The organism is Mycolicibacterium sp. 624, assembly GCF_040548615.1.
Classification (GTDB): Bacteria; Actinomycetota; Actinomycetes; order Mycobacteriales; family Mycobacteriaceae; genus Mycobacterium.
In genome coordinates, this window is the sequence record NZ_JBEPRZ010000003.1 from 344,555 (window position 1) to 364,550 (window position 19,996).

At 65.7% G+C, this 19,996-nt stretch carries 14 protein-coding genes; 5 read left to right on the plus strand and 9 right to left on the minus strand.

Features of this window, described 5'->3' with window-relative positions; translation table 11 throughout:
* Positions 1-167: 167 nt before the first annotated feature.
* Positions 168-887, minus strand: coding sequence for a phytanoyl-CoA dioxygenase family protein (locus ABIA65_RS14550; RefSeq protein WP_354524221.1), 720 nt, complete (start codon positions 885-887; stop codon positions 168-170).
* A 105-nt stretch (positions 888-992) separates the two neighbouring features.
* On the opposite strand from ABIA65_RS14550, the gene ABIA65_RS14555 reads away from it, so the two are divergent.
* The 3 genes from ABIA65_RS14555 to ABIA65_RS14565 all read left to right on the plus strand — a co-directional run bounded on the left by ABIA65_RS14555 (position 993) and on the right by ABIA65_RS14565 (position 5,331).
* Positions 993-4,247, plus strand: coding sequence for an adenylate/guanylate cyclase domain-containing protein (locus ABIA65_RS14555; RefSeq protein WP_241405292.1), 3,255 nt, complete (start codon positions 993-995; stop codon positions 4,245-4,247).
* Between the two features lie 78 nt (positions 4,248-4,325).
* A complete protein-coding gene (locus ABIA65_RS14560; protein WP_241405293.1) occupies positions 4,326-4,631 on the plus strand; it encodes a putative quinol monooxygenase in 306 nt (101 codons plus the stop codon).
* Between the two features lie 58 nt (positions 4,632-4,689).
* Positions 4,690-5,331: a dihydrofolate reductase family protein gene (locus ABIA65_RS14565; protein ID WP_354523974.1), complete on the plus strand. Its 642-nt coding sequence runs from the start codon at positions 4,690-4,692 to the stop codon at positions 5,329-5,331.
* Between the two features lie 18 nt (positions 5,332-5,349).
* On the opposite strand, the gene ABIA65_RS14570 is transcribed toward ABIA65_RS14565, so the two are convergent.
* From ABIA65_RS14570 to ABIA65_RS14580, 3 genes are read right to left on the minus strand one after another with little or no spacing between them, the layout of a single operon-like run.
* Positions 5,350-8,712 (minus strand): ATP-binding protein, encoded by a 3,363-nt coding sequence (locus ABIA65_RS14570; protein ID WP_241405295.1) that lies wholly within the window; start codon positions 8,710-8,712, stop codon positions 5,350-5,352.
* On the minus strand, positions 8,705-9,409 hold the full coding sequence (locus tag ABIA65_RS14575) for a DUF4194 domain-containing protein (protein ID WP_241405296.1): 705 nt from the start codon (positions 9,407-9,409) through the stop codon (positions 8,705-8,707). The genes ABIA65_RS14570 and ABIA65_RS14575 overlap by 8 nt, the downstream gene beginning before the upstream one ends.
* Positions 9,406-10,956: a DUF3375 domain-containing protein gene (locus tag ABIA65_RS14580; protein WP_371747058.1), complete on the minus strand. Its 1,551-nt coding sequence runs from the start codon at positions 10,954-10,956 to the stop codon at positions 9,406-9,408. Before ABIA65_RS14580 ends, ABIA65_RS14575 begins: the two co-directional genes overlap by 4 nt.
* A 196-nt stretch (positions 10,957-11,152) precedes the next feature.
* On the opposite strand from ABIA65_RS14580, the gene ABIA65_RS14585 reads away from it, so the two are divergent.
* Positions 11,153-11,788, plus strand: coding sequence for a DUF3887 domain-containing protein (locus tag ABIA65_RS14585; RefSeq protein ID WP_354523975.1), 636 nt, complete (start codon positions 11,153-11,155; stop codon positions 11,786-11,788).
* A 117-nt stretch (positions 11,789-11,905) separates the two neighbouring features.
* Entirely contained in the window at positions 11,906-13,204 is a 1,299-nt protein-coding gene (locus tag ABIA65_RS14590; RefSeq protein WP_354523976.1) for a class I SAM-dependent methyltransferase, read from the plus strand.
* A 50-nt stretch (positions 13,205-13,254) separates the two neighbouring features.
* Here the strand turns inward: ABIA65_RS14590 and ABIA65_RS14595 are convergent, their stop codons facing one another.
* The 5 genes from ABIA65_RS14595 to ABIA65_RS14615 all read right to left on the minus strand — a co-directional run bounded on the left by ABIA65_RS14595 (position 13,255) and on the right by ABIA65_RS14615 (position 19,946).
* On the minus strand, positions 13,255-14,631 hold the full coding sequence (locus ABIA65_RS14595; RefSeq protein WP_354523977.1) for an NAD(P)/FAD-dependent oxidoreductase: 1,377 nt from the start codon (positions 14,629-14,631) through the stop codon (positions 13,255-13,257).
* A gap of 21 nt (positions 14,632-14,652) precedes the next feature.
* Positions 14,653-16,974, minus strand: coding sequence for an arylsulfatase (locus ABIA65_RS14600; protein WP_354523978.1), 2,322 nt, complete (start codon positions 16,972-16,974; stop codon positions 14,653-14,655).
* Between the two features lie 38 nt (positions 16,975-17,012).
* Positions 17,013-18,485: a DUF1254 domain-containing protein gene (locus ABIA65_RS14605; protein ID WP_354523979.1), complete on the minus strand. Its 1,473-nt coding sequence runs from the start codon at positions 18,483-18,485 to the stop codon at positions 17,013-17,015.
* Between the two features lie 133 nt (positions 18,486-18,618).
* Positions 18,619-19,332 (minus strand): RES family NAD+ phosphorylase, encoded by a 714-nt coding sequence (locus ABIA65_RS14610; RefSeq protein WP_354523980.1) that lies wholly within the window; start codon positions 19,330-19,332, stop codon positions 18,619-18,621.
* A gap of 8 nt (positions 19,333-19,340) precedes the next feature.
* The gene (locus ABIA65_RS14615) at positions 19,341-19,946 is read right to left on the minus strand and encodes a hypothetical protein (RefSeq protein WP_241405303.1); all 606 of its coding nucleotides are present in this window, start codon (positions 19,944-19,946) and stop codon (positions 19,341-19,343) included.
* Between the last annotated feature and the right edge of the window lie 50 nt (positions 19,947-19,996).

The following is a 19,996-nucleotide window of genomic DNA, read 5'->3' on the forward strand; positions in this document are numbered from 1 at the left end:
TGAGATAGCCCACCCGTTCATCTAAAATTCACAAATGCGCGCTATAAGCGCAGTTCAAACGGCCTTTTCTGAGAAATTCCTATATGCGCAGTGGAAATCTAACAGCGCTTTCCAAGAATGGGCACGAAGCTGGCTAATCAATGTCGATTGACTGCCAATTCGCTGAGTCAACGGTGCCACGCCGATCCCAGCAGTGATCCGGTCTGCGGTGTGAGCGGGGCAGCGAGCAACACCGGCGCCTGCGCCATGAACCGCGGGGTTCGGCCGCGATGCTCATCGGCGGCGTGGACCGTGAACGGGTGCACGACATACATGTCGCCGGGAACGCCGGTGGCCGGCATGACGTCGCGGCCGGCGCTGGCGGCGTCCACCAACGGCCCGCACTCGTGCGCGTCGATCAGATCATCGCCCAACACGGCGGCGACGTCTCGATGAGAGCCAACCCGGATCCGCGTCGGTGCGTCATCGGGGCCCACCTCGGACAGAATTGTCAGCAGCAACAGCGTCTGAGGGCGGCCGCTGACCGCCCATGTGCCATCTGACCGCGGGGTGTTGTTGTCGATGTGCCAACCGCGGTCGTCGTCCGTGGGCTTCACCGGGAACCGCACTGGGATGTTGCCCAGCGCGCCCCGCGGCTGCCACCCGCCGGGCCCGCACAGCACATCGAGGGCGTCCGCGAGCCTGCGACTCCGCGCCAGCACGCCGAAGGGGCCCGCACCGGTCAGGTCGGCCGCCCACACCACCGGCTTGGTCCACGATTCAGGATCGTCGGGAGACAAGCCAATCTGGGTCCACAGCAGGTCTCGCGCCGCGTCGGCGACCTCCCGGGGTGCCGCCTCGTCCAGCTTGAGGACACCGTTCTCCGCGAACCCCGCTGCATCGAGCATGTTGAGAGCGTTACGCATCAGGTACACGTCGCGCCAACCATTTTCGCAGCGCTACAGCGACCCATTCCAGCACTGCGTCGTGAGCGCGGCTGCCAAGATGGTGATGTGGCGACCGGCCGCCCCGACGTTCCGCAAGGCAGTCACGCTGGTTCTCAGCGGGATGCCTCAGTCGACGCGCTGATCGACCGCGCCGTGGCGGCGATCAACCGGGGCGATCGCAGCCATGCGGCGGCCTTGGCGGGGCAGGTGCTCGCGGCCGACAAGGGCAATACCGATGCCGAGGACTTGCTGGCCGCGCCAGGCGATGCCGGCGAGATCCGGCGGTTGACGTTGCTCTTCGCCGACTTGGTTGACTCGACGGCGCTTTCGACCCGGGTCGAGCCGGAGACGTACCACTCGGTGGTGGGGCGATATCGCGAACAGGTGCGTCGCATCGTCGCCCACTATGAGGGCCACATCGGCGGGACCGCCGGCGACGGCATTCTGGCCGTGTTCGGGCATCCGGTGGCCCACGGCGACGACGCGCGTCGGGCAGTGCTCACGGGCATGGACGTCGTCGCCGAGGTCGCCCGGATCAGCCGTCAGGCCCGGGACCGGTTCGGGATCGAGGTCAACGTTCGGGTCGGTGTGCACCGCGGGTTGGTCTATCTGGACACAGCCCAAGACGACGTCTACGGACTCGCCGCCAATCTCGTTGCACGCGTCTCCGGCCTGGCCGCACCGGGCCAGGTCATGGTGTCCTCGGCGATCGAGGCCCTGGTGCGCAATGACTTTGAGCTTGCCGATTGCGCTCCGGCACCGGTCAAGGGTGTCGAGGAGCTGATCACGCACTACCGGTTGATCGCGGAACGGGCCACCCCAGACCGTTCCGCCCGGAGTCCGCTGGTGGGACGCCGCCGTGAGCGCCGTCGTCTCCATGAGGCGTGGGCCCACGTGCAGTCCGGCACGTCAGCGGAACCGGGGCTGCTCTTCCGCGGTGAACCAGGCATCGGAAAGAGTCGGCTGGCCGAAGAAGCGGCAGATCTGGTCCGCGCCAGCGGTGGTGTGGTGCTTGAACTCGTCGGCTCGCCCTACCACGCCGAAGTGGGCTTACATCCAGTCCGGGTTCTGCTGGAGCGGCAATGCGGAATCGACAGGCACACAACCACCGAACAACGCCTGCTGCTGCTCGAGGCCGAGATCGCCGCGCGCGGGCTGGATCCCGTAACTGCGGTGCCCGCACTCGCGCCGGTGTTGGCGATCGCCCCCGAGCACGGCTACACACCCGTGGCCGCTGAGGGTCTCAGGCTCGGGGAGCTCATCGCGGCATCGGTCCGGTCATATCTACTCGCCCGCATCGGTGACACTCCGGCGCTGCTCGTCGCCGAGGATCTGCAGTGGTTCGATCAGTCCACGCTGGGCGTCGTCGGGTCGATGCTGGATTCCGGGCGGGGCAGACTGCTCGTCCTACTCACCGGCCGCGACGGTGACTGGTTGCCTGCACAGTGGCATGTCGAGACATTCGACCTCGCGCCGCTGTCCGATGAGCAGACGGACGAGTTGATAACCGCGATCGATCCGACGGTCAACGAGGAGGAGCGGGCGACGGTACGAAGCCGCTGCGACGGCATGCCCTTCTATATCGAGCAGGTCGTGGCCGGATTGCGCATGACGTCGTCGTCGGATCGTCGTGTGCCCGATGCCCTGTACGAGCCGCTCCTCGCACGGTTGCGCGCAGGCACACATGTCGTGCCGGTGGTCGAGGCCGCCGCGGTCATTGGCCGCCACATCGACAGATCCCTGCTGACAGCGGTGGTCGACCTCGACCAGACACAGGTCGACGAGGTGATCGGCCAGCTCATTGAAGCCCGTGTGCTCGAACCGACTGGCCGCGACACCTGGCGGTTTCGGCACGAGCTTCTGCGCGAGGTCGTCGACGAGCTGGCACCGCCCAGCGTGCGGCGCAGACTCCACGCCAGGGTTGCCGATGCGATGGTCCAGGGGGTGACCGCCGACCCGGACTGGTTACTGGTTGCCTCGCACTACCAGGAGGCCGCTCAGCACGCCGACGCGGCAGCGGCCTATCAACGAGCGACGGCCGCTGCCCGTCGGCGAGGGGCGCTGGCTGAGGCCCGCACCTACCTGACCCAGGCCCTCACACAGCTCGAGCACTGTCCGCCCGGCCCGGCTCGCGACCGCAGTGAGATCGCCCCTCGACTTGAGCGGGGGTACCTCACCGCCACCGCTGAGGGCGCCCAGAGCCCTGTCGCCGTCGCCGACTTCGAACGGTGCCTCCAGCTGGTGGGCACGGACCTGCGCGACGACGAACTGGTCGCGACGCTGTGCGCGGTGGGTGCCTACTACATGTGGCGCGCGGACCTGCCCCGGGCCAGCCAGCTCATGGAGCTGATGTGGGAGAGCACCGAACACGCCAGGCGGTGGTTCCGCCCGGCGATTGCCGGGTCGCTCGGTATCGTGGCGTGGCTACGCGGTGAGTTCGACACCGCACGAACGTATTTCGAGCAAGCCGCCACGGGCGTGACCGACGAGTACGAAAACCGACTTCAGGCCATCTGGACCGCCCCGCATGACCCGGTGGCCCTGGCGCATGAACACCTCGCCTGGGATCACCTGATCCGCGGTGAGCTGGACAGCGCCCAGGCGCGATTGGGCGAGGCCGTCGACCGCGCAGACCGGCTCGGCTATCCGCAACGGCCATACAACCACCTATATGCCATTGACATGAAGATCTGGGTGCACGCCGAGGCCGGGCAGTTCGACCGCGCTCGCGCACTGGTCGAGGAACTCGTCGAGAAGTCCGACCGCTTTGGACTGGACCACCTGTACTGGCAGCTGCTCGGCGCCACCGAGAAGGCGATGGTGGATGGGCGGGCATCACTTGCCGGACGCACTCCCAAACTCGCCACGATCGCTGCTCAGATCGACGCCCTGACACAGGTGATCGAGGTCTGGCAGGCGCTCGGCGCCAGTACGTATCGGCCGTTCTACTGGTGCACCCTTGGGCAGCTGTTGATTGCCGCCGGCCGGCTCGACGAAGCGCGCGTCCGTCTCAACACCGCTCTGCAGTTCACCGCGGACACCGGCATTTGCTTCTACAGCGCCGAGTTGCTGCGCGCTCTCGCCCACACTCATGGGGATTCGACCTCATGCGCGGAGGGTCTCGCCGCGGCCCGCGAACTCGCGCGCGCCCAGGGTGCCTGGCTGTTCGAGCTGCGCTCCGCTCTGGATGATGTCGAGCTACGCGGAGAACCGGCCCGCCACTATCTCGCCGAAGCCGTCGAGAAGATGCCGATGGGCTGTCCGCTGCCAGAACTGGCACGGGCGCGCGCCGCTCTCAAGAGGCGAGGTACGGGGGGATGAGTTTTGCGCCCCCGCGGTGTCTATATGGAGAGCACGGTGCCGGCCGGCACGACACGAATGTCTCAGGAGGAGTCCGCCATGGTCATCGTCGCAGGCCACGTCACCGTCGAGCCCCAGGAGCGCACGTCCTACCTCGCGGGCTGTGTGAACGTCGTCGAGCAGGCACGGGGGAGGGCCGGCTGCCTGGACTTCACCATCGCCGCTGACCTGATCGACCCTGGCCGCGTCAACATCTACGAGCGCTGGGAGTCGCGAGAGGCCGTCGAGGACTTCCGCGGCAGCGGCCCGAGCGATGACCAGAGTGCGGCGATGCTCTCGGCGTCGGTCGCCGAGTACGACGTCGCCGATGTGCGGTCCTTGATCGAGGACGGCCCCGCGCGATGAGTTTGGCCGACCCCAGTGGTCCAATCATCGTCTGTCCACAACCCAGGAGGAATCCGTAGTGCAACTGCTCAAGGTCCAGAACTTCACCGTGTCTCGGGACGGCTTCGGCGCGGGTGAGAACCAGAGCTTCGAGCGTCCGTTCGGTCACGCCGACCCCGGTGCCTTGATGTCATGGGCTGGCGCGACGGCGAGCTGGCCCAACCGCACCGATCCCGGCGGGAGTCGCGGACTCGATGATTACTTCACACGGGACTTCGCCCACAACATCGGCGCCGAGATCATGGGCCGCAACAAGTTCGGCCCGCAGCGCGGCGCCTGGCTCGACCACGACTGGCAGGGCTGGTGGGGCGACGAGCCACCGTTTCACACGCCGATCTTCGTTGTCACGCACCATGAGCGCCCGTCGTTCACGCTGTCGGACACAACGTTTCACTTCGTGAATGACGATCCGGCCGCTGTGCTCGAGCGGGCCAGGGAGGCCGCGCAGGGCAAGGACATCAGACTCGGCGGTGGGACGACCGTCATCCGGGAGTTCCTCGACGCTGGCCTCGTCGACACCCTCCACGTCGCGGTGTCCGATGTGGAACTCGGATCCGGAGTACGACTGTGGGAGTCTCCCGACGAGCTGAACGACCGGTTCCACCACGACGTCGTACCGAGTCCGAGTGGCGTGACGCACCACCTGTTCTGGCGGCGATGACCCGGGGATCGGTGCGCGTCACACCCCAGCGGGCACCCTGGCGACGGCCGCGGTAGCGCTCATCTCCTGGCGCAGCGCGGTGAAATCGCTGATTGTCTTCGTCGCGACAGTGGCCACCGGGCGTGCATTGCGTCCGGTGGCCTCGGTCTTGGACACCATCACCACACCGTCGATATAGGGCTGAATGGTGGTGGCGTTCTGCACCGTGGCCACGATGACGAGCTGGAAGCCGAACTTGCGGAACGCCTGCAGCGCCTGCTGCGCGAACTGCGGATCGGATTTCGAGAACGCCTCATCGAGCATCAGCTGTGCGAAAACCGGCTTATTGTCGCCGCTTTCGGGGTTGGCCAGGTTGAAGCTCAGGGCGCCCGCAAGGCAGAACGCCATCAGCTTCTCCTGCTCGCCGCCGGAGTTGTCACCGGCATTGCTGTGCGTGCGGATCAGCTCCTCAGTGCTGACATCCCATTCCGCGCAGTCGAAGGTGAACCGGTTACGGACATCGAGCGCATCTCTGGTCCACGCCTTGTCCTCCGGTGCCACCGACGCCAGCCGATTGCGCAGCCGCAGGATGTCGGCGTACTGATCCAGAATCGCCTGTTTGTCACCCAGGCCAACCTCGGCGATACGGCGTGAAATGGCCTTGACGATATCGGTCAGCTCGGCCACCGCGGTCAGGTTGCGCGGCGTCGCGCGCAACGTCAACCGGGTGCCGCGATTGAACTCCACGGCGCCCAAACCGGTGTTGACGCGGTCGATCTGGTCGCTGATGCGCCGGGTTTCCTGTTCTGCCACCCGGTGCAGCGTCAGGATCGCATCGGGTGCCTGCTCGGTGACCAGGCGCATCATCCGCTCGTAGGCCTCGGGTAGCTCGCGCTCGTCGATGTGCCGGCACAGCGCGACGTAGTCGTGCACGCGCTCGTCGAAGACGTCGCTGTCGTTGGGAATCGCGTCCGGGAACGCCGTGTCGAATGTGTTGAGGATGCGGGCGAGTTCGTCGTAGGAACGCCTGCGGCTCTCGCGCAACTGCTCACGTTCGCGGCGGATCGCGGTGAACACGGCATCGCGATGCGGCTCGGGATTGAGCAGCTCCAACGTCACCGGAACGTCTCCGGCATAGCGGTTCAGCAGCTCGGTCAGCGGCTCGGACACGAATGTCGGTGTCAGCCGCTCCTGGAGCTCGAGCAGCTGGGTCCGGCGGCCATCGAGGTCGTCGCGGCGAGTCTGGATCGCCCCGCGTCGCGTCATCAGTGTCTGGATCTCCTCCCAGCACTGATCGGCGCGGGCATTGAGCGCCTCGATGTCGGGATGGTCGGCCAGCAGCAGCTCGTACTGCTCGCGCAACCTTTCGGCGTGTCCGTCCGCGGACTCGGTGTCGATGTGGTTCCACTGTGGGAACTGCTCGCAGATGGCCTTGCAGGCCGCAGCCCGGTCTCGCCACTGCTGACGCTCGGTGGCGATATCGTCGGCGGAGCGTCGGGCAGCCTGATAGGCCTCCTCGGCGTTGGCGAGATCGACAGTCAGCGCGTCGATCTTGGCGGCGACATCACCTTGGAAGATGTACTCGGACTGCTTCAGTGGGCGCCGATCGTCCTTGATCGCCAACCGGTCGGAATCCTTGTACAGGCCGGTGTCGGTGACGGCGCGGCGGAACCGGGGGAATAGGTCCGGGTTGTCGACGCAGATGTGGTCGCCTGCCGCGGCGACGACGTCGGCGGCCTCGGCGGCGCACACGTGGGTCGGGTCGACGACGAACAGCTTGCCTGCCAACGTGTTCGGCTCAGCCTCACGACCGCTTGCCGACGCGCGGACGTGGTGCAGCTGGAGGCGTCCGTGCATGTTGGTCTCGTTGACGAACCGCAGGACCGCGGCATAGTGCCGGTCGGGCACCAGCAGCCGCAGGCCCACACCGCGAAGCACCTTCTCGACCGCCATGCGCCATCGGTTCTGCTCGGGCCGCAGGTCCATGAGCTCGGCGATATAGGGCAGCTCACTCGGATCGACGCCCACTGCGGCGCAGATGTGTTCACGCATCGTGATGGCGAACTCGGGCAGCGCTGACCCCACGTGCTCGACGCGCTTCAACTCCTTGGTGGCGTCATCGCGGATCATGCGGGCCGACTTCTGCGCGTACTCGGCATCGGTGGATGCCTCGCGGCCACGGTCGAGTTTGGCCAGGAGCTCGGTGACCTGTGCTGTGAGTTCCTCACGCAGGTTCCAGAACTCGTCCGCGGTATCGGGGGTGTCCAGCCCCTGGGCCATGAGCAGCGATTCGTATGCGGCGTGCCGACGTGACACCTCCTCGGCCTGAGCCTCGGCACCGGCCACCTGCGACTGCAGCGGCCCGATACTCGCGCTTGATCCGCTGATCTGAGCGTTGAGCGAGTCACCCTCAGCCTTCGCGAGATTGAGCTGGCGGGTGACGTCCTCGTACTCGTTGCCGAGCTGGTCGATCGTGGCGTCGAGCGAATCGATCTGCGCCGGGCACTGTGCAAGCCGGATGTGGTCGGTATATGCCCGGACCATCGGCTGATCCACCAGATCGATGATGCCCAGATCCGAGGACTCCGAGCCGTAGCGCTGCTGAATCTTCTCGATGTCGCCGAGGATCTTGCGCTTGCGCTGCGCGACGGCCAGCAGTTCGCGCGCCTCCACCAGCGGGTCGATCTGTTTGAGTGCCTCGGGCAGTCGAGTCAGGCTGCTGGGCTCGTCGAGCATGAACTCCCGGACGAACTGCTCCAGGCCGCCAACGCTCTTGAGCGACTTGGCCTTTCCGAGCAGCTGCTGGGCGGCGTCGGAGGCGCGGATGCCGATCGTCGCGTACAGCTGGGCGAGGTACTGCGACTCGACCTTGGTGGAGAACCGCCAGTCGTCGTCCTTGAAGACACTGCCATCGAAACGGCCTGCGGCCCATCGGTTGCAGATGCCCTCGATGTCGCGGTCCCCGTCGGCCAGGACGAACCTGCTGGAGGAGTCCGAACGTGATTCTCCGGTAAGCCATTTCAGCACCAGTCCGGTGATGGTGCGGCCGGTGTTGCTGGTGTAGGTGACGGCCACCGCCGCCCACGCGGTGCCGTCGCCGCGCAGATACATGACCTTGCTGGCGCCGGCATCGCTGCGCTGGCCCCACGCGCCGCGGACGTACTTGTCGACCGTACGGCGGCCCGCGCTGGAGCCGGCCGCTGAGTTGTCGCCGGACGCGTTGAAGTTGCGCCGGTTGAACGGCAGGAACCCGAGCGAGATCGCATCCAACAGTGAGGATTTACCGCTGCCGGAGGCGCCGGCGATCAGGGCTCCACCCTCGCTGAACGGAATGGAGTGATAGCCGTCGAACACACCCCAGTTGATGACCTGCAGGCGTGACAGGTGGAACTGTTCAGCCATCTTGCTCTGCCTCCTCCTGGTCCTGCGGAGCCCCACCGGTGAGCAGCAGCTCGAATTGCTGTTGCAACTCGGTGATGACCGACGCCGTCATGATGGCGTTGATCACCGGGCTGACGGTGTAACTGTCCTCGTCGTCGCGGCTCTTGCGCAGAATCTCCAGCGAGGTCAGCCGGGCGATGGCCGCGTCGATGCGCGAGGTGAACGTGACGACGTCGCGGTCGGTGTCATTGAGGACCCCGGTGAACAAGCCGTGGACTTCGTCGCGGCTGATGAGCACGGCCTGGTCGCCGGAGGCACGCATCATCTGCGCCAGATGCAGCGCCAGGATCGAGTCGTATGTGCCGAGCGGTTCGCGGCGCAGAAGCTTGACGCCCCTGGCTGATTCGTAGCGGGCCTGTTCGACGAACGCGACGTCAGCACCCTCCACGATGCGCAATAGAAGGTCCAGTTCGGAGAGTCGCACGGTCAGTGCCGCCCGGTACTCAAGCACCCACGTGTAGAGATCGCGATCGGATTCCGCGCTGATGTAGCGCCGCGTCAGAAGGTGTTGCAGCGCCCAGCACGCGCGGTCGGGGAGTTCGCTGACATCGCCGTCGAACCGGGGCCTCCGCTGGTGCGGATTGCGGCCGGTCTGGTCGACCTGAGGCAGTGAGGAGAAGTCGATGTCTCCGTCGGCGGTCGGCTGTGGGGATTTCACGCAGAGGCTCCCAGGAGGCTCGAGATCGGTTCGGTGAACATCAGTTGTGGAAGCTCCATCTCACGGTCACGCCCATCCAGGGATTGAAAACGGATCGTGACGGACTCGGATGCCTGCGCCGCGTTGTCGGGGTGGACGGCTTGTTTGAGCGCCCACGACCACAGCACGATGACGTGCCCCAGGTACGCCCCCTGTCCGTCGGCGGAGAGCATCTGCACCGCCTCCGGCAGAGAGAGCTGGGTGCCCGCACTGATCGCGGTGTTGATCATCTCCGACATCGCGGCTGCGTCGACCTGAGTGGTCAGCGCGGCGAAGCTGGACAGGTCGACGTCGCCGTCGGCGGCGTGGGCGGGTTTAGGGTTCGACAGGTCGCCGATCCGGAAGCTCAGAGCGCCGACCGAGCTGATGGCGTGCCGGGCCAGCGGGAGTTCGATGTCCAGCCGCGAGTCGGTCAGGGACGTCTTCAGCAGGGCGCGAGCGGTGCCGATGGCCTCGTTGAGCTGTCGGGCCACCCCGCGACTCTGTTCCAGGGTGCCGAACGCGGTGAAGCGTTTGACGCGCTGGGCACAGCGCTGCTGGATGCGCTCCACCTCGTCGATCTGATGACCGACCAGTTCGAAGAACCCGGCCATGACCTTGCGCAGCGCCGGGTCGAGTGCCGGTAGCGCCTCGGCGACCGCGGCCACATCGGCCTCGAACTCGGCGCGCTGGTCGGGGTCATTGATCATGCGCAGGAAAGCGCGGTGCGAATCGCGTCCCTGGGAGTCCCATGCGGCCTGATAGTCGGCGTACATCTGGCGCTGCCGGTCGCGGTACTCGACGTTGGTGTCGATCGGCTCATCGAGCGCGGCGGTGGCCTGCTCGATCATCGTGCCGTACTGGCCGATGTCGGTGATCAGGCGCTCCATCTGCAGGGCGATGGCGCGGGCCTCGTCGTAGGAGTCGGTCAGATCGGGCTCGGGACGTGAGAGATCGTCGTCGTCGAGGTCGTCTTGGGCTCTGTCCAGCGCGTCGAGTTCGGCGTGCAGCGCGGCGATCTCGGCCTCGATACCGGCACGGATGCGATCCGGGTCATTGCCCACGCGCAGGGCTATCTGCTTGAGCCGTGATGCGATGCCGTTGATGGAGCCGCCGGTCGCGATGGTGTCCTGGCGCCGCATGCCACGCAGGAAGTCCAGCGCCCGGCGTGCGTCCTGTGTCAGGTAGCAGAGGTTGCGCTCGACGCCGGCTCGCTGGTCGGCGACTCGGTGCAGCCAGCCCTGGCTGGCCCATGACTTGATCAACGCCAGGCCGGACTGCTCGCCACCGGGACGACCCAACTCGTCGAGATCACGCTCAAGCCGGACCACCAGCTCGGTCTCGGCGACGACGCCACCGCTGAGATGGCGCTCCATCAGAGTTGCGTAAACGCCCAGGTTGAGCGTGGCCAGCAGGCGGATCGCGGGGGAGCCCTGAATATCGCGGTTGAGGTCGAGGAGGTCGACGGCCGACGTCGTCGTGTTGTCGTCCACCAAACCCCCTGTCTTGATCCTCGGACCGTCCAACATAGGCGACGGCCACGCCATCGCAGGCGCGGGGATCGCGTGTCGGGACGGCTCGTGTGAGCGACTCGATCACCCGCGCCCCAGGTGACGCCTGCGCCTCACTGGTCACCCCGCGAATGGGACGCAGCGGCCTCCACAGGGCGCGGATGATGTCAAGGATTGCTTGACAGATCGACCTATGTCAATTGAACATTGACGTATGCCTGGTTCGTTCACGGTGACTGGTCAGCAGCTTCACCGCCAGCTCGGCCAGATTCTCGCTGCGCCGGTTCTGCGTGGCGAGGACGATCCGCTCGAGTTGGTTCGTGCGGCGCACGAGGTTCAGGAGCGGGCCGAGGTGTTGATGGCAGCGGCCGTCGAGGATGCGCGAGAGGCGGGCCGAACCTGGCAGGAAATCGGTGAGGTGCTCGGTGTATCGCGTCAGGCCGTTTTCCAGCGTTACGGCAAGCCGATTGATCCGCGAACCGGAGGACTCATGAATACCAGCGCACTTCCCGAGGCCGACGAGCTCGCCAGGAAGGTCATCGCTGATCTTGCGCACGCCCGGTGGGCTGATGTCAGCGCTCGCTTCGACGCCACGATGCGTGACCGGCTCACGGAGGAAGGGCTTGCGGAGGCGTGGGCCCACATTGTGGGGTTGGCCGGGGCCTACGAGGGCCACGGAGACACTGACACCGTGCGCGCCGGCGACTTCACCACTACCAACACGCCATTGGGCTTCGAGGCTGGCGATTTCGTCGCTCGCATCACCTTCCGTGACGATCGAACGATAGCCGGTCTGTACATCCTCAATCCCGATGTGGCCGGCGGGGGTGGCGGATCAGCCGTCATGTGAATCAGTAAGCCGGCCAAGCGAATCTGGCGTATCTGTGTCGCCAGACGTCGGCAGTCGTACGCTGGCGACATGGTGAGTGACGCCACTGATGAGCCGACTTTGGACGGAGGTTCGATTGTGACAGTTGCCGAATCGTTGTTGCCCTTGGTTCGTGCGGCCGTGGGCGCAGAGGTTCCAATCGAGATCAGGGGTTGGGACGGAAGTCGGACCGGGCCGCCGAACACACAGTGGGCAATCAAGTTCAACAACCGCAGGGGTCTGCGGCGCCTGCTGTGGGCCCCCAACGAACTCGGCTTCGCCCGCGCCTACGTGTCCGGTGATATCGAAATCGAGGGGGACCTGCTCGCGGGCATGGAAGTCCTAGAGCGGCTGTCGAATCCGGCACGCGGTCCGGGTGTGCACATCGATAGCGAGACCAAGAAGGCCCTGATAAAGGCGGCGCTGCGGCTTGGAATCATTGGCCCGCCACCTAGGCCGCCGAATGAGGAGGCGAGAACTGGTCGCGGACACCGGCACGACAAGTCTCGGGACGCAGCAGCGGTAAGCCACCACTACGACGTCGGCAATGACTTCTACCGCCTTGTACTGGGCGAGTCGATGACGTACTCATGTGGGTACTGGGCGCAACCAGAGGAGAGCCTGACTGCGGCACAGTTCGCCAAATGCGATTTGGTGGCCCGCAAGCTTGGTCTGACCCCGGGCATGCGGGTGCTCGACGTCGGCTGCGGGTGGGGGACCTTCGCCCTGCACGTGGCCCGCAACTACGGCGTGCGTGTCGTCGGCATCACCCTGTCGCGTGAGCAGGCGGACTATGCAGGCAAACGGATGGTCGATGAGGGTGTGGGCGATTTAGTCGAAATCCGCGTCCAGGACTACCGCGACGTCTCCGACGGGCCCTTTGACGCAATCTCGAGTATCGGAATGGCCGAACACGTCGGTGCGGCAATGCTGCCCGTGTATGCCACCCACCTGTATGAGCTCCTGCGCGCCCAGGGGCGATTGCTCAATCACGCCATCTCCCGCAGACCGGGCAAGCCGGCGGAGTTTTCCAAGACCTCGTTCATCGATCGCTACGTCTTTCCCGATGGGGAGATTGAACCGATGGCACCAGTGATCGATGCACTCGAAGGAGCCGGCTTCGAGGTACGCGACGTCGAGTCGCTACGCGAGCACTACGCAATGACACTGCGAGCATGGGTGGGGAATCTCGAGGACAACTGGAACGCGGCGGTGACGCGCAGCAGCGCTGGGCGCGCGAGGATATGGCGGCTCTACATGGCCGGGTCGGCGCTTGGATTCACCGCCAACCGGCTCGGGATCAATCAGATACTGGCTGTCAAATGCGATGAACACGGTCGCAGCGGCGTTCCGGCCACCCGCGCCGAACTACTGCGTTCGCGAACCTCCAACCCGTAAGTGGCTGCAACGGGACACAAGCGGCGCTCGCCGGTTCAGCGAAGATGGCCCTACGACACCGATTCCGTTTCCCCGTAACCCTCTTCCTGGTGAATCATGTTGGGATGCACCAATTTCAACCAGGTGTACGGATGCTCAGGTGATGTCGTGCTCCCCAGGGTGAACGTTCGGTCGGTACGGCGGGCGCGGGCGATCGTGGCCAGCCAGGATGCGACGGTGCTGATGCGGTTCTCAATGCCGGTCAGGAAGGCGATGTGGATGAATCCCCAGGCCAGCCAGCCGACAAATCCGGCGAGTTTGACGGGACCTACCTGCAACAACGCGTGGCCCCGGCTGATGTAAGCCGCCGAGCCGAGGTCGCGGTAGCGGTACGGTCGACGAGCCTTGCCTGCGAGGTCGCGACGCACGCAGGCGGCGGCGTGAATGCCACCCTGCATCGCGTTCTCGGCAACGCCCGGCAGGTGGTCGCGGCCGACGAGGTCGCCGACGACGAAGACCTCCGGATGGCCGGCCACGGAGAGGTCGGGTTCCACCGCGATCCGCCCAGCGTGGTCGGAGGATGCCCCCAGGGCCTCTGCTGCGCGCCGCGCGAAGGGCACGGCCTCGACACCGGCAGTCCAGAGAATGGTCCGCGCCGAGTACTCGTCGGAAGGGCCGCCGGACTTCGGAGTGACGGTGATTCCATCACGACGAACGTCGGTGACATGCACACCGAGGTGCAGTTCAACACCTAGCTTCTGCAGTATTCGGGTGGCCTTGTGAGTGAGGCCCGGGGTGAAGCTGTCGAGAACACGGTCGCCGCCATCGAAGAGCATTACGCGCGCAGCCTCGGGCTGGATGCTGTGGAATTCCTTGGCCAGGGCGCGAGTGGCCATCTCTCGAATCTGCCCCGCCAACTCCACACCGGTCGGTCCGCCGCCCGCTATCGCGAAGGTGAGCCAGGCGTCTCGCTCGGGCCCAGGGGGCAGCGTTTCGGCCATCTCGAACGCACCGAACAGCCGCCGACGAACGCTCAGTGCGTCGTCCAGGGTTTTCATCCCCGGTGCCCACTGGGCGAACTCCTCGTGTCCGAAATATGCCTGCCTCATCCCGACAGCGACGATCAACACGTCGTAGTCGATCACGAAGGTGGTGTCATCTGGGCGGCGAGCAGTGACCCGACGCGCATCCGCGTCAAGGTCGAACGCTTCGCCGAGCAGTGTGGTGACGTTGCGGTGTCGCGCGAGTTCCTCCCGCAGCGAACGGCTGATCTGACCAATACTCAGTGTCCCGGTGGCACATTGATAGAGCAGCGGCTGGAACACGTGGCACGCGGCACGGTCAAGCAGCGTGACCTCGACATCGACGTCACCGAGCCTGCGGGCACAGAACAGCCCTCCGAAACCGCCACCGATGATCAGGACCTTCGGTCGACCGTTGCTCGTCACCACCCCGAGGCTAGCCGCTGATCAGTCGCGCGCGAGTATCGCGCCCATACGCCGCTCCAAATCGACGTATGCATCGTCGCCGACATCGAACGTCACCTTGAAGATGCGTCCACCGGTGAACGCGAAGCCGGGCGAGTACTCCGTCGACACCGGGTCCGCGCTGTCGCGCCCCACGGCCACGCCCTCGCCGCACAATGCGTAGTGGCCGCTCTGGGTGCGGAAGTTCGCGCGTCCGACGGCCTCGTCATCGACGTAGAGCGTCATCGCTCCAAGCGCCTCCAGCCTGTCGCTGATCGAGTTCTTGGCGAAGTCCACACCGACGACATGTCGTCCCGGATCGGGCAACGGACAACTCAGCTTCTGTTCGGGCGCGATGCCGAGGAAGTTGTATACGAAACTCAACACGCCGTTCTTCACGAACATCGTGTATCCGCCGAAGCGTGATCCCTGCGACACGATCACGCCGGTGCTGGCCTTGGTGAACTCGACCTCGGCGAGGATCTTGAACGACGACCCGAGGGTTCTGGCGGCCGACGCCTCGGGTACCTCGCTCGTATCGGGGTAGTAGGTGTAACGGCCGTCCTCGGGCGGAGCCACCTTGTACTCCAGTGCGTGAATCCCTTCCACACCGTAGTCATTGAGCGGCAGGACGTTGTTTCTCCTCGCCTCTGCCAGCCACATCTCGGACAGCTCCTTGACCTTCTCGGGATGCTCGGCCGCCAGGTCGTGCGCCTCGGAGCGGTCTACGTCGGTGTGGAACAGTTGCCAGCGGTCGTCGTCGAAGGCGCCCCTGTTGATCATCGGACCGTGTTCAGTCGACACCTTCCACCCGTTGTGCCACAGGCCGCGTGTGCTGAGCATCTCGTAGTACTGGGTTTCCTTGCGGGTGGGCACATCACCGTCCTCGAAGCTGTACCGCATCGACACGCCGGCCAGCGGCGCCTGCCGAACACCGTCCACCACCTCCGGCATGGAGAGGCCGCAGCAGTCGAGGATGGTCGGGACGATATCCGTGCAGTGGTGATACTGGTCCCGCACCTCACCGCGGGCCTCGAAACCTCGGGGCCAGTGGATGATCATCGGGTCGGCCGTACCACCCGCATACTGGGAGTACCGCTTGAACATTCGATACGGCGTGCTGAACGCGACGGCCCATCCGGTCGGGTAGTGGTTGTAGGTCTCGGGCGATCCAAGCTTGTCGATCATGGCCAGATTCGACTCGACGTCGTCGGGATAGCCGTTGAAGAACCGGTTCTCGTTGACCGAACCGCTAGGGCTGCCCTCACCCGATGCGCCATTGTCGGCGCAGTAGAAGATCAGGGTGTTGTCCAGCTGTCCCGATTCCTCGAGATAGTCGATCAGCCGCCCGATCTGGACGTCGGTGTACTCCGACAGCGCGGCATACACCTCGGCCATCCGGCTGAACAGCGTCTTCTCCTCCTCCGAGAGCGACGCCCAGGGGCGGACGCTGTCGCCCTCGATGAACGTGCCCGGCTCCATCGGATTGAGTTCGGTCAGATCGGTATTCGGCGGCAGCACGCCCTTCTCGATCATGCGCGCGAGGGCCCACTCTCGGTACGCCTCGTAACCGTCGTCGAACTGACCCTTGTACTTCTCGATGTACTCCTTCGGCGCGTGATGCGGTGCATGGTTGGCGCCCGGGCAGTACCACATGTACCAGGGCTTGTCCGGTCGTGACTGCTTGGTGTCCCGGATGAAGCCAATTGCCTTGTCGGCGATGTCCTTCGAGAAGTGGTAGCCCTCCTCGGGCGAGTAGGGCTGCTCGACGTAGTGGTTGTCCTCGATCAGCGCCGGATACCACTGGTTGGTCTCGCCGCCGATGAAGCCGTAGAACCGGTCATACCCGAGTCCCAACGGCCAGTGCTTGCGATTGGCGCCGATGTCGAAGGCGTCGACGGGTACGTTGTGGTTCTTGCCCACCCAGAACGTGCTCCAGCCCGCGTCGCGGAGCACCGTCGCGATCGTCGCGTTCTGAGGGGGGATGTGCCCGGCGTAGCCGGGAAAACCCGACGCGGACTCGGCGATGGTCCCGAAGCCGTTCTGATGGTGGTTGCGGCCAGTCAGCAGAGTGGAGCGCGTCGGCGAGCAGACCGAGGTGGTGTGCCACTGGGAGTACGTGAGTCCGTCGGCGGCCAGCCGGTCCAGCGTCGGCATGTTGATCCGTCCGCCGTACGTGGACCATGCAGCGCACCCGGTGTCGTCGTAGAGGATGACGAGTACATTCGGCGCGTCCTTTGGCGCTTTCTGGTCCAGGAAGGCATCCCAGTCGGGCGTGGAGTCGCGGATGTCCAGTGCGATCTTGCCGTTGAACTTCTCAGTCATGGCCGCTCCTCACAATCGTTGCGCTGTGGATGGTTCCCCTACAAGCGCTGCACGTTCGGCAACTGATACGTGCCGCCCAACAGTGGATCCGTTGGGACGTACGCACGCACGATCAACGCGAACTGACTGTCCGGAGCGGGCAACCAATTAGCCTGCGCCACCTCATCTGTCGGTGACTCGTGCGAGAGGTGCAGCGTCAGCGATCCGTCCTCGGCGAACCTCAGCTCGTTGGCGTCGAGATTGACGGTGCCGATGTTGTGCCTGCCGTTGGGGCTGTCGGCCGGCATGAAGTAGTCCTGGTCGTACATGGTGAGCGACCAGAAGCCGCCCCTTGCCGCGTCCACCGGCGGTAGGGCATCAGGCGAAAAGGTCATGGCGTAGTGATAGCGACCGTGGAGCAACGTATCTCGGGCATCGGTACCGCGGATGAAGTACAGCGCTTCGTGAAAGTCGTTGACATAGATGTAGATCACCGCGGCCTGCGCCCGACCGAACCAGTCGGTGCCCCATAGCCCGGCGTTCTGCTGGCGCTGCCAGCCGTTGCCCATGTCGACACCCACCTGGTGGTACGTCGCCCCGTCGTGCAACTCGGTGTCGGCCTCGAGCGCGGCGTGATCGATCAGCGCCTTCCACACCGGGTCGGCCTTCCGCAGTGCGAGCAGCGTCCGTGCCTGGTCCGCCATCGGCGCGTCGTCAGCCCCGACGACGGGATTGAAGTCCAGTGCCTCCTCAAGGTCGTCCCAGAAGGCGGTGACGTCCACCGGCCGTACGCGCAGGATATCGGGGTCCGCGGTGACCATCTGTTCGGTGATCCCAGGCGGGAACACCTTGTTGCGCGCGCTCGCTTCGCAGTCGAACGTCAGCGGGCCCGGCTCGTCCTGGCCCAGCGGCACCATGCCGATCTGGTTGAGCACCGCGCGAGCCCGTGCCTTCGCCTCGGGAGTTCGTGCGGCGAAGCTGCGACCGAATACACCGGCGACATTGGTGGGCGAGTGGAGCACGTCGAGGAAGCCGGCGGGCCTTTCGCCGGTCCAGCCCGGACCGACCAGCAGCAGCTTGCCTCCGGGCGTTCCGGACGCCGAGCCGAGCTGATGTGTCACGGTGGTGAAGAGGTCGACGATCTGAATCGTCCAGTAGTGGCCCTGCGGTACGTCCCGCGGAGTCTGGATCACGACGGCGCCCTCGGCGAGGTCGGCAAACCCGGCGCCGTAGATCGTGTCATTGTTCGGGGTGACCACTTTGCGCTGTGCGGCGGACATGTAGTCGTCGAGGTAACCCAGCCGGTTCTTCGGCGCACCGGGGAAGAGCCCCATCGTGGCACCCGGAGCCTGCATCACCTGCCAGGTATCGGTCCGTCCGAAGGTGTTGACGGCGGGATATCCCCAGTAGTACGAGATCCGTGCGAGTGATTCGACGTACTGCTCGTTGGCAAGTCGCGCACGCACGCCGGCCGCGTTGGTCAAGTCGGGATGCGCGGGGTTCATCGCCAGCGGTCTGATGGAAACGGCCATGTCGACCTCGCATGTTCGAGAGGAACTGGTGTGGCGCCCTCAACAGTCTCAGGCTAGGAGGGCTGACCGTGCAATTCTGCGAATTGGACGAGCGGGTTCGGATGCTCGGTGTCGGACTCACCTGCCAGCGCGGTCATGAGCCATCGAGTTCGATTATCGCGCCGAGGGTTTCGGCGATCTCCTCGACGAGGAGTCGTCCGGGTCCGTCGTAGAGTGATGAGGCGCCGGGCCCGAAGAGCGGCCAGCTGCCGCGCCCAGAGGCGTACCGCGGGTCGCCGAAGAGCACGATGACCTCCACACGTTCGGTTTCGGCGAGTTCGGTCTGTCGGGAGTGCCAGATGAGCCCAGCCGGGGCACGTCCGCGCGGGGTCTTGTTGAGCGCCGCGCCGGCCAGTCGGCGCGTGCACGGGTAGTGCTCGGCGGGGCTGGACACCACCTGCGGGCGGGAGAGGCCCAGCCGTTCGAGTTCGGGATCGCGCAGATCGCCGAGGGTGGCCGCGGTCGGTACCCGTAGGTGGGCCAACAGTTTCCCGCGTAGGTCACGCTCGTAGATGATGCGCCCGCCGAGCTGGTGGACGTCGTGGAAGACGGTCTCCAGCAGCGCGGCGGAGGGGGTCATCGCGAGATACATGCTGGGCAAGCGGTCAGCGGTGGCGGGGTCGTCGAGGGGGGAGAAGCGGGCGTCCCCGTATCCGGGGTTGTGCTCGTCGTAACCCCAGGTCGCGTCGTACACCCGGTAGAGCGGAGTGCCCGCGGGCAGGGTCGTGGTTCGCAGCCGAGGCAGCGCTGGTGCGACGGGGCACCCGTCGGGATCGGGGCAGTCGAGATCTGCTGGCGGGACGGTCATCCGCCGCGTTATGCGGCTGCGGTGGACGCGAATCGCCGCGCGGCTCGGAGCACCCGGGCCGGTGCTCTGCGGGCGAGCTCCTCGGGAACATCACCGGACAGCAGAGCGGCGGGGCTGGTCAGCCAGGTCCACAGTGGCCATCCGGTGACACCCGCACCGGCGAGTGCCTCGAGCACGGGTTGCAGTTCGGGGCGGGGCTGGCCCACCTCATCGAGCTGAAACGCCGGGATCAGAGTGCGGCCGTTGTGCGTCACCGTGAACACCTCGTGGTTGTCGCGACGGCGGGTCAGCCAGGTTCGGGTGCTGGAGGTTTTCGCGTCACCGCGTAACGCCCGCAGGGTGTCATGGGTGAACACCGGCGTCGCCAGCAGCCCGTCACGGTGGGTGGCCAGCCGTTGGGCTTGGGCCAAGGTGGCTGGTGGCGTCAGCGTGACATTGCGTGACATCAGGGCGCGCAGGAGATCGGTGCGCGTTGCCGCAACGTGGTCGGCCTGCAGGACGCGGACTCTGCCAATGAGCTCGAGCCCCTCCTCGACATCACGGCGGCTCACTCCGCGCACCTCGAGGTGGTCGGCCCGTTCGGCGACCTCGTAGGCGGATTCCGCAGCGTTCATGTAGCAAGTGTAGCGCCGATATCGGCCACGCTGCAATCGCTGCACATCGT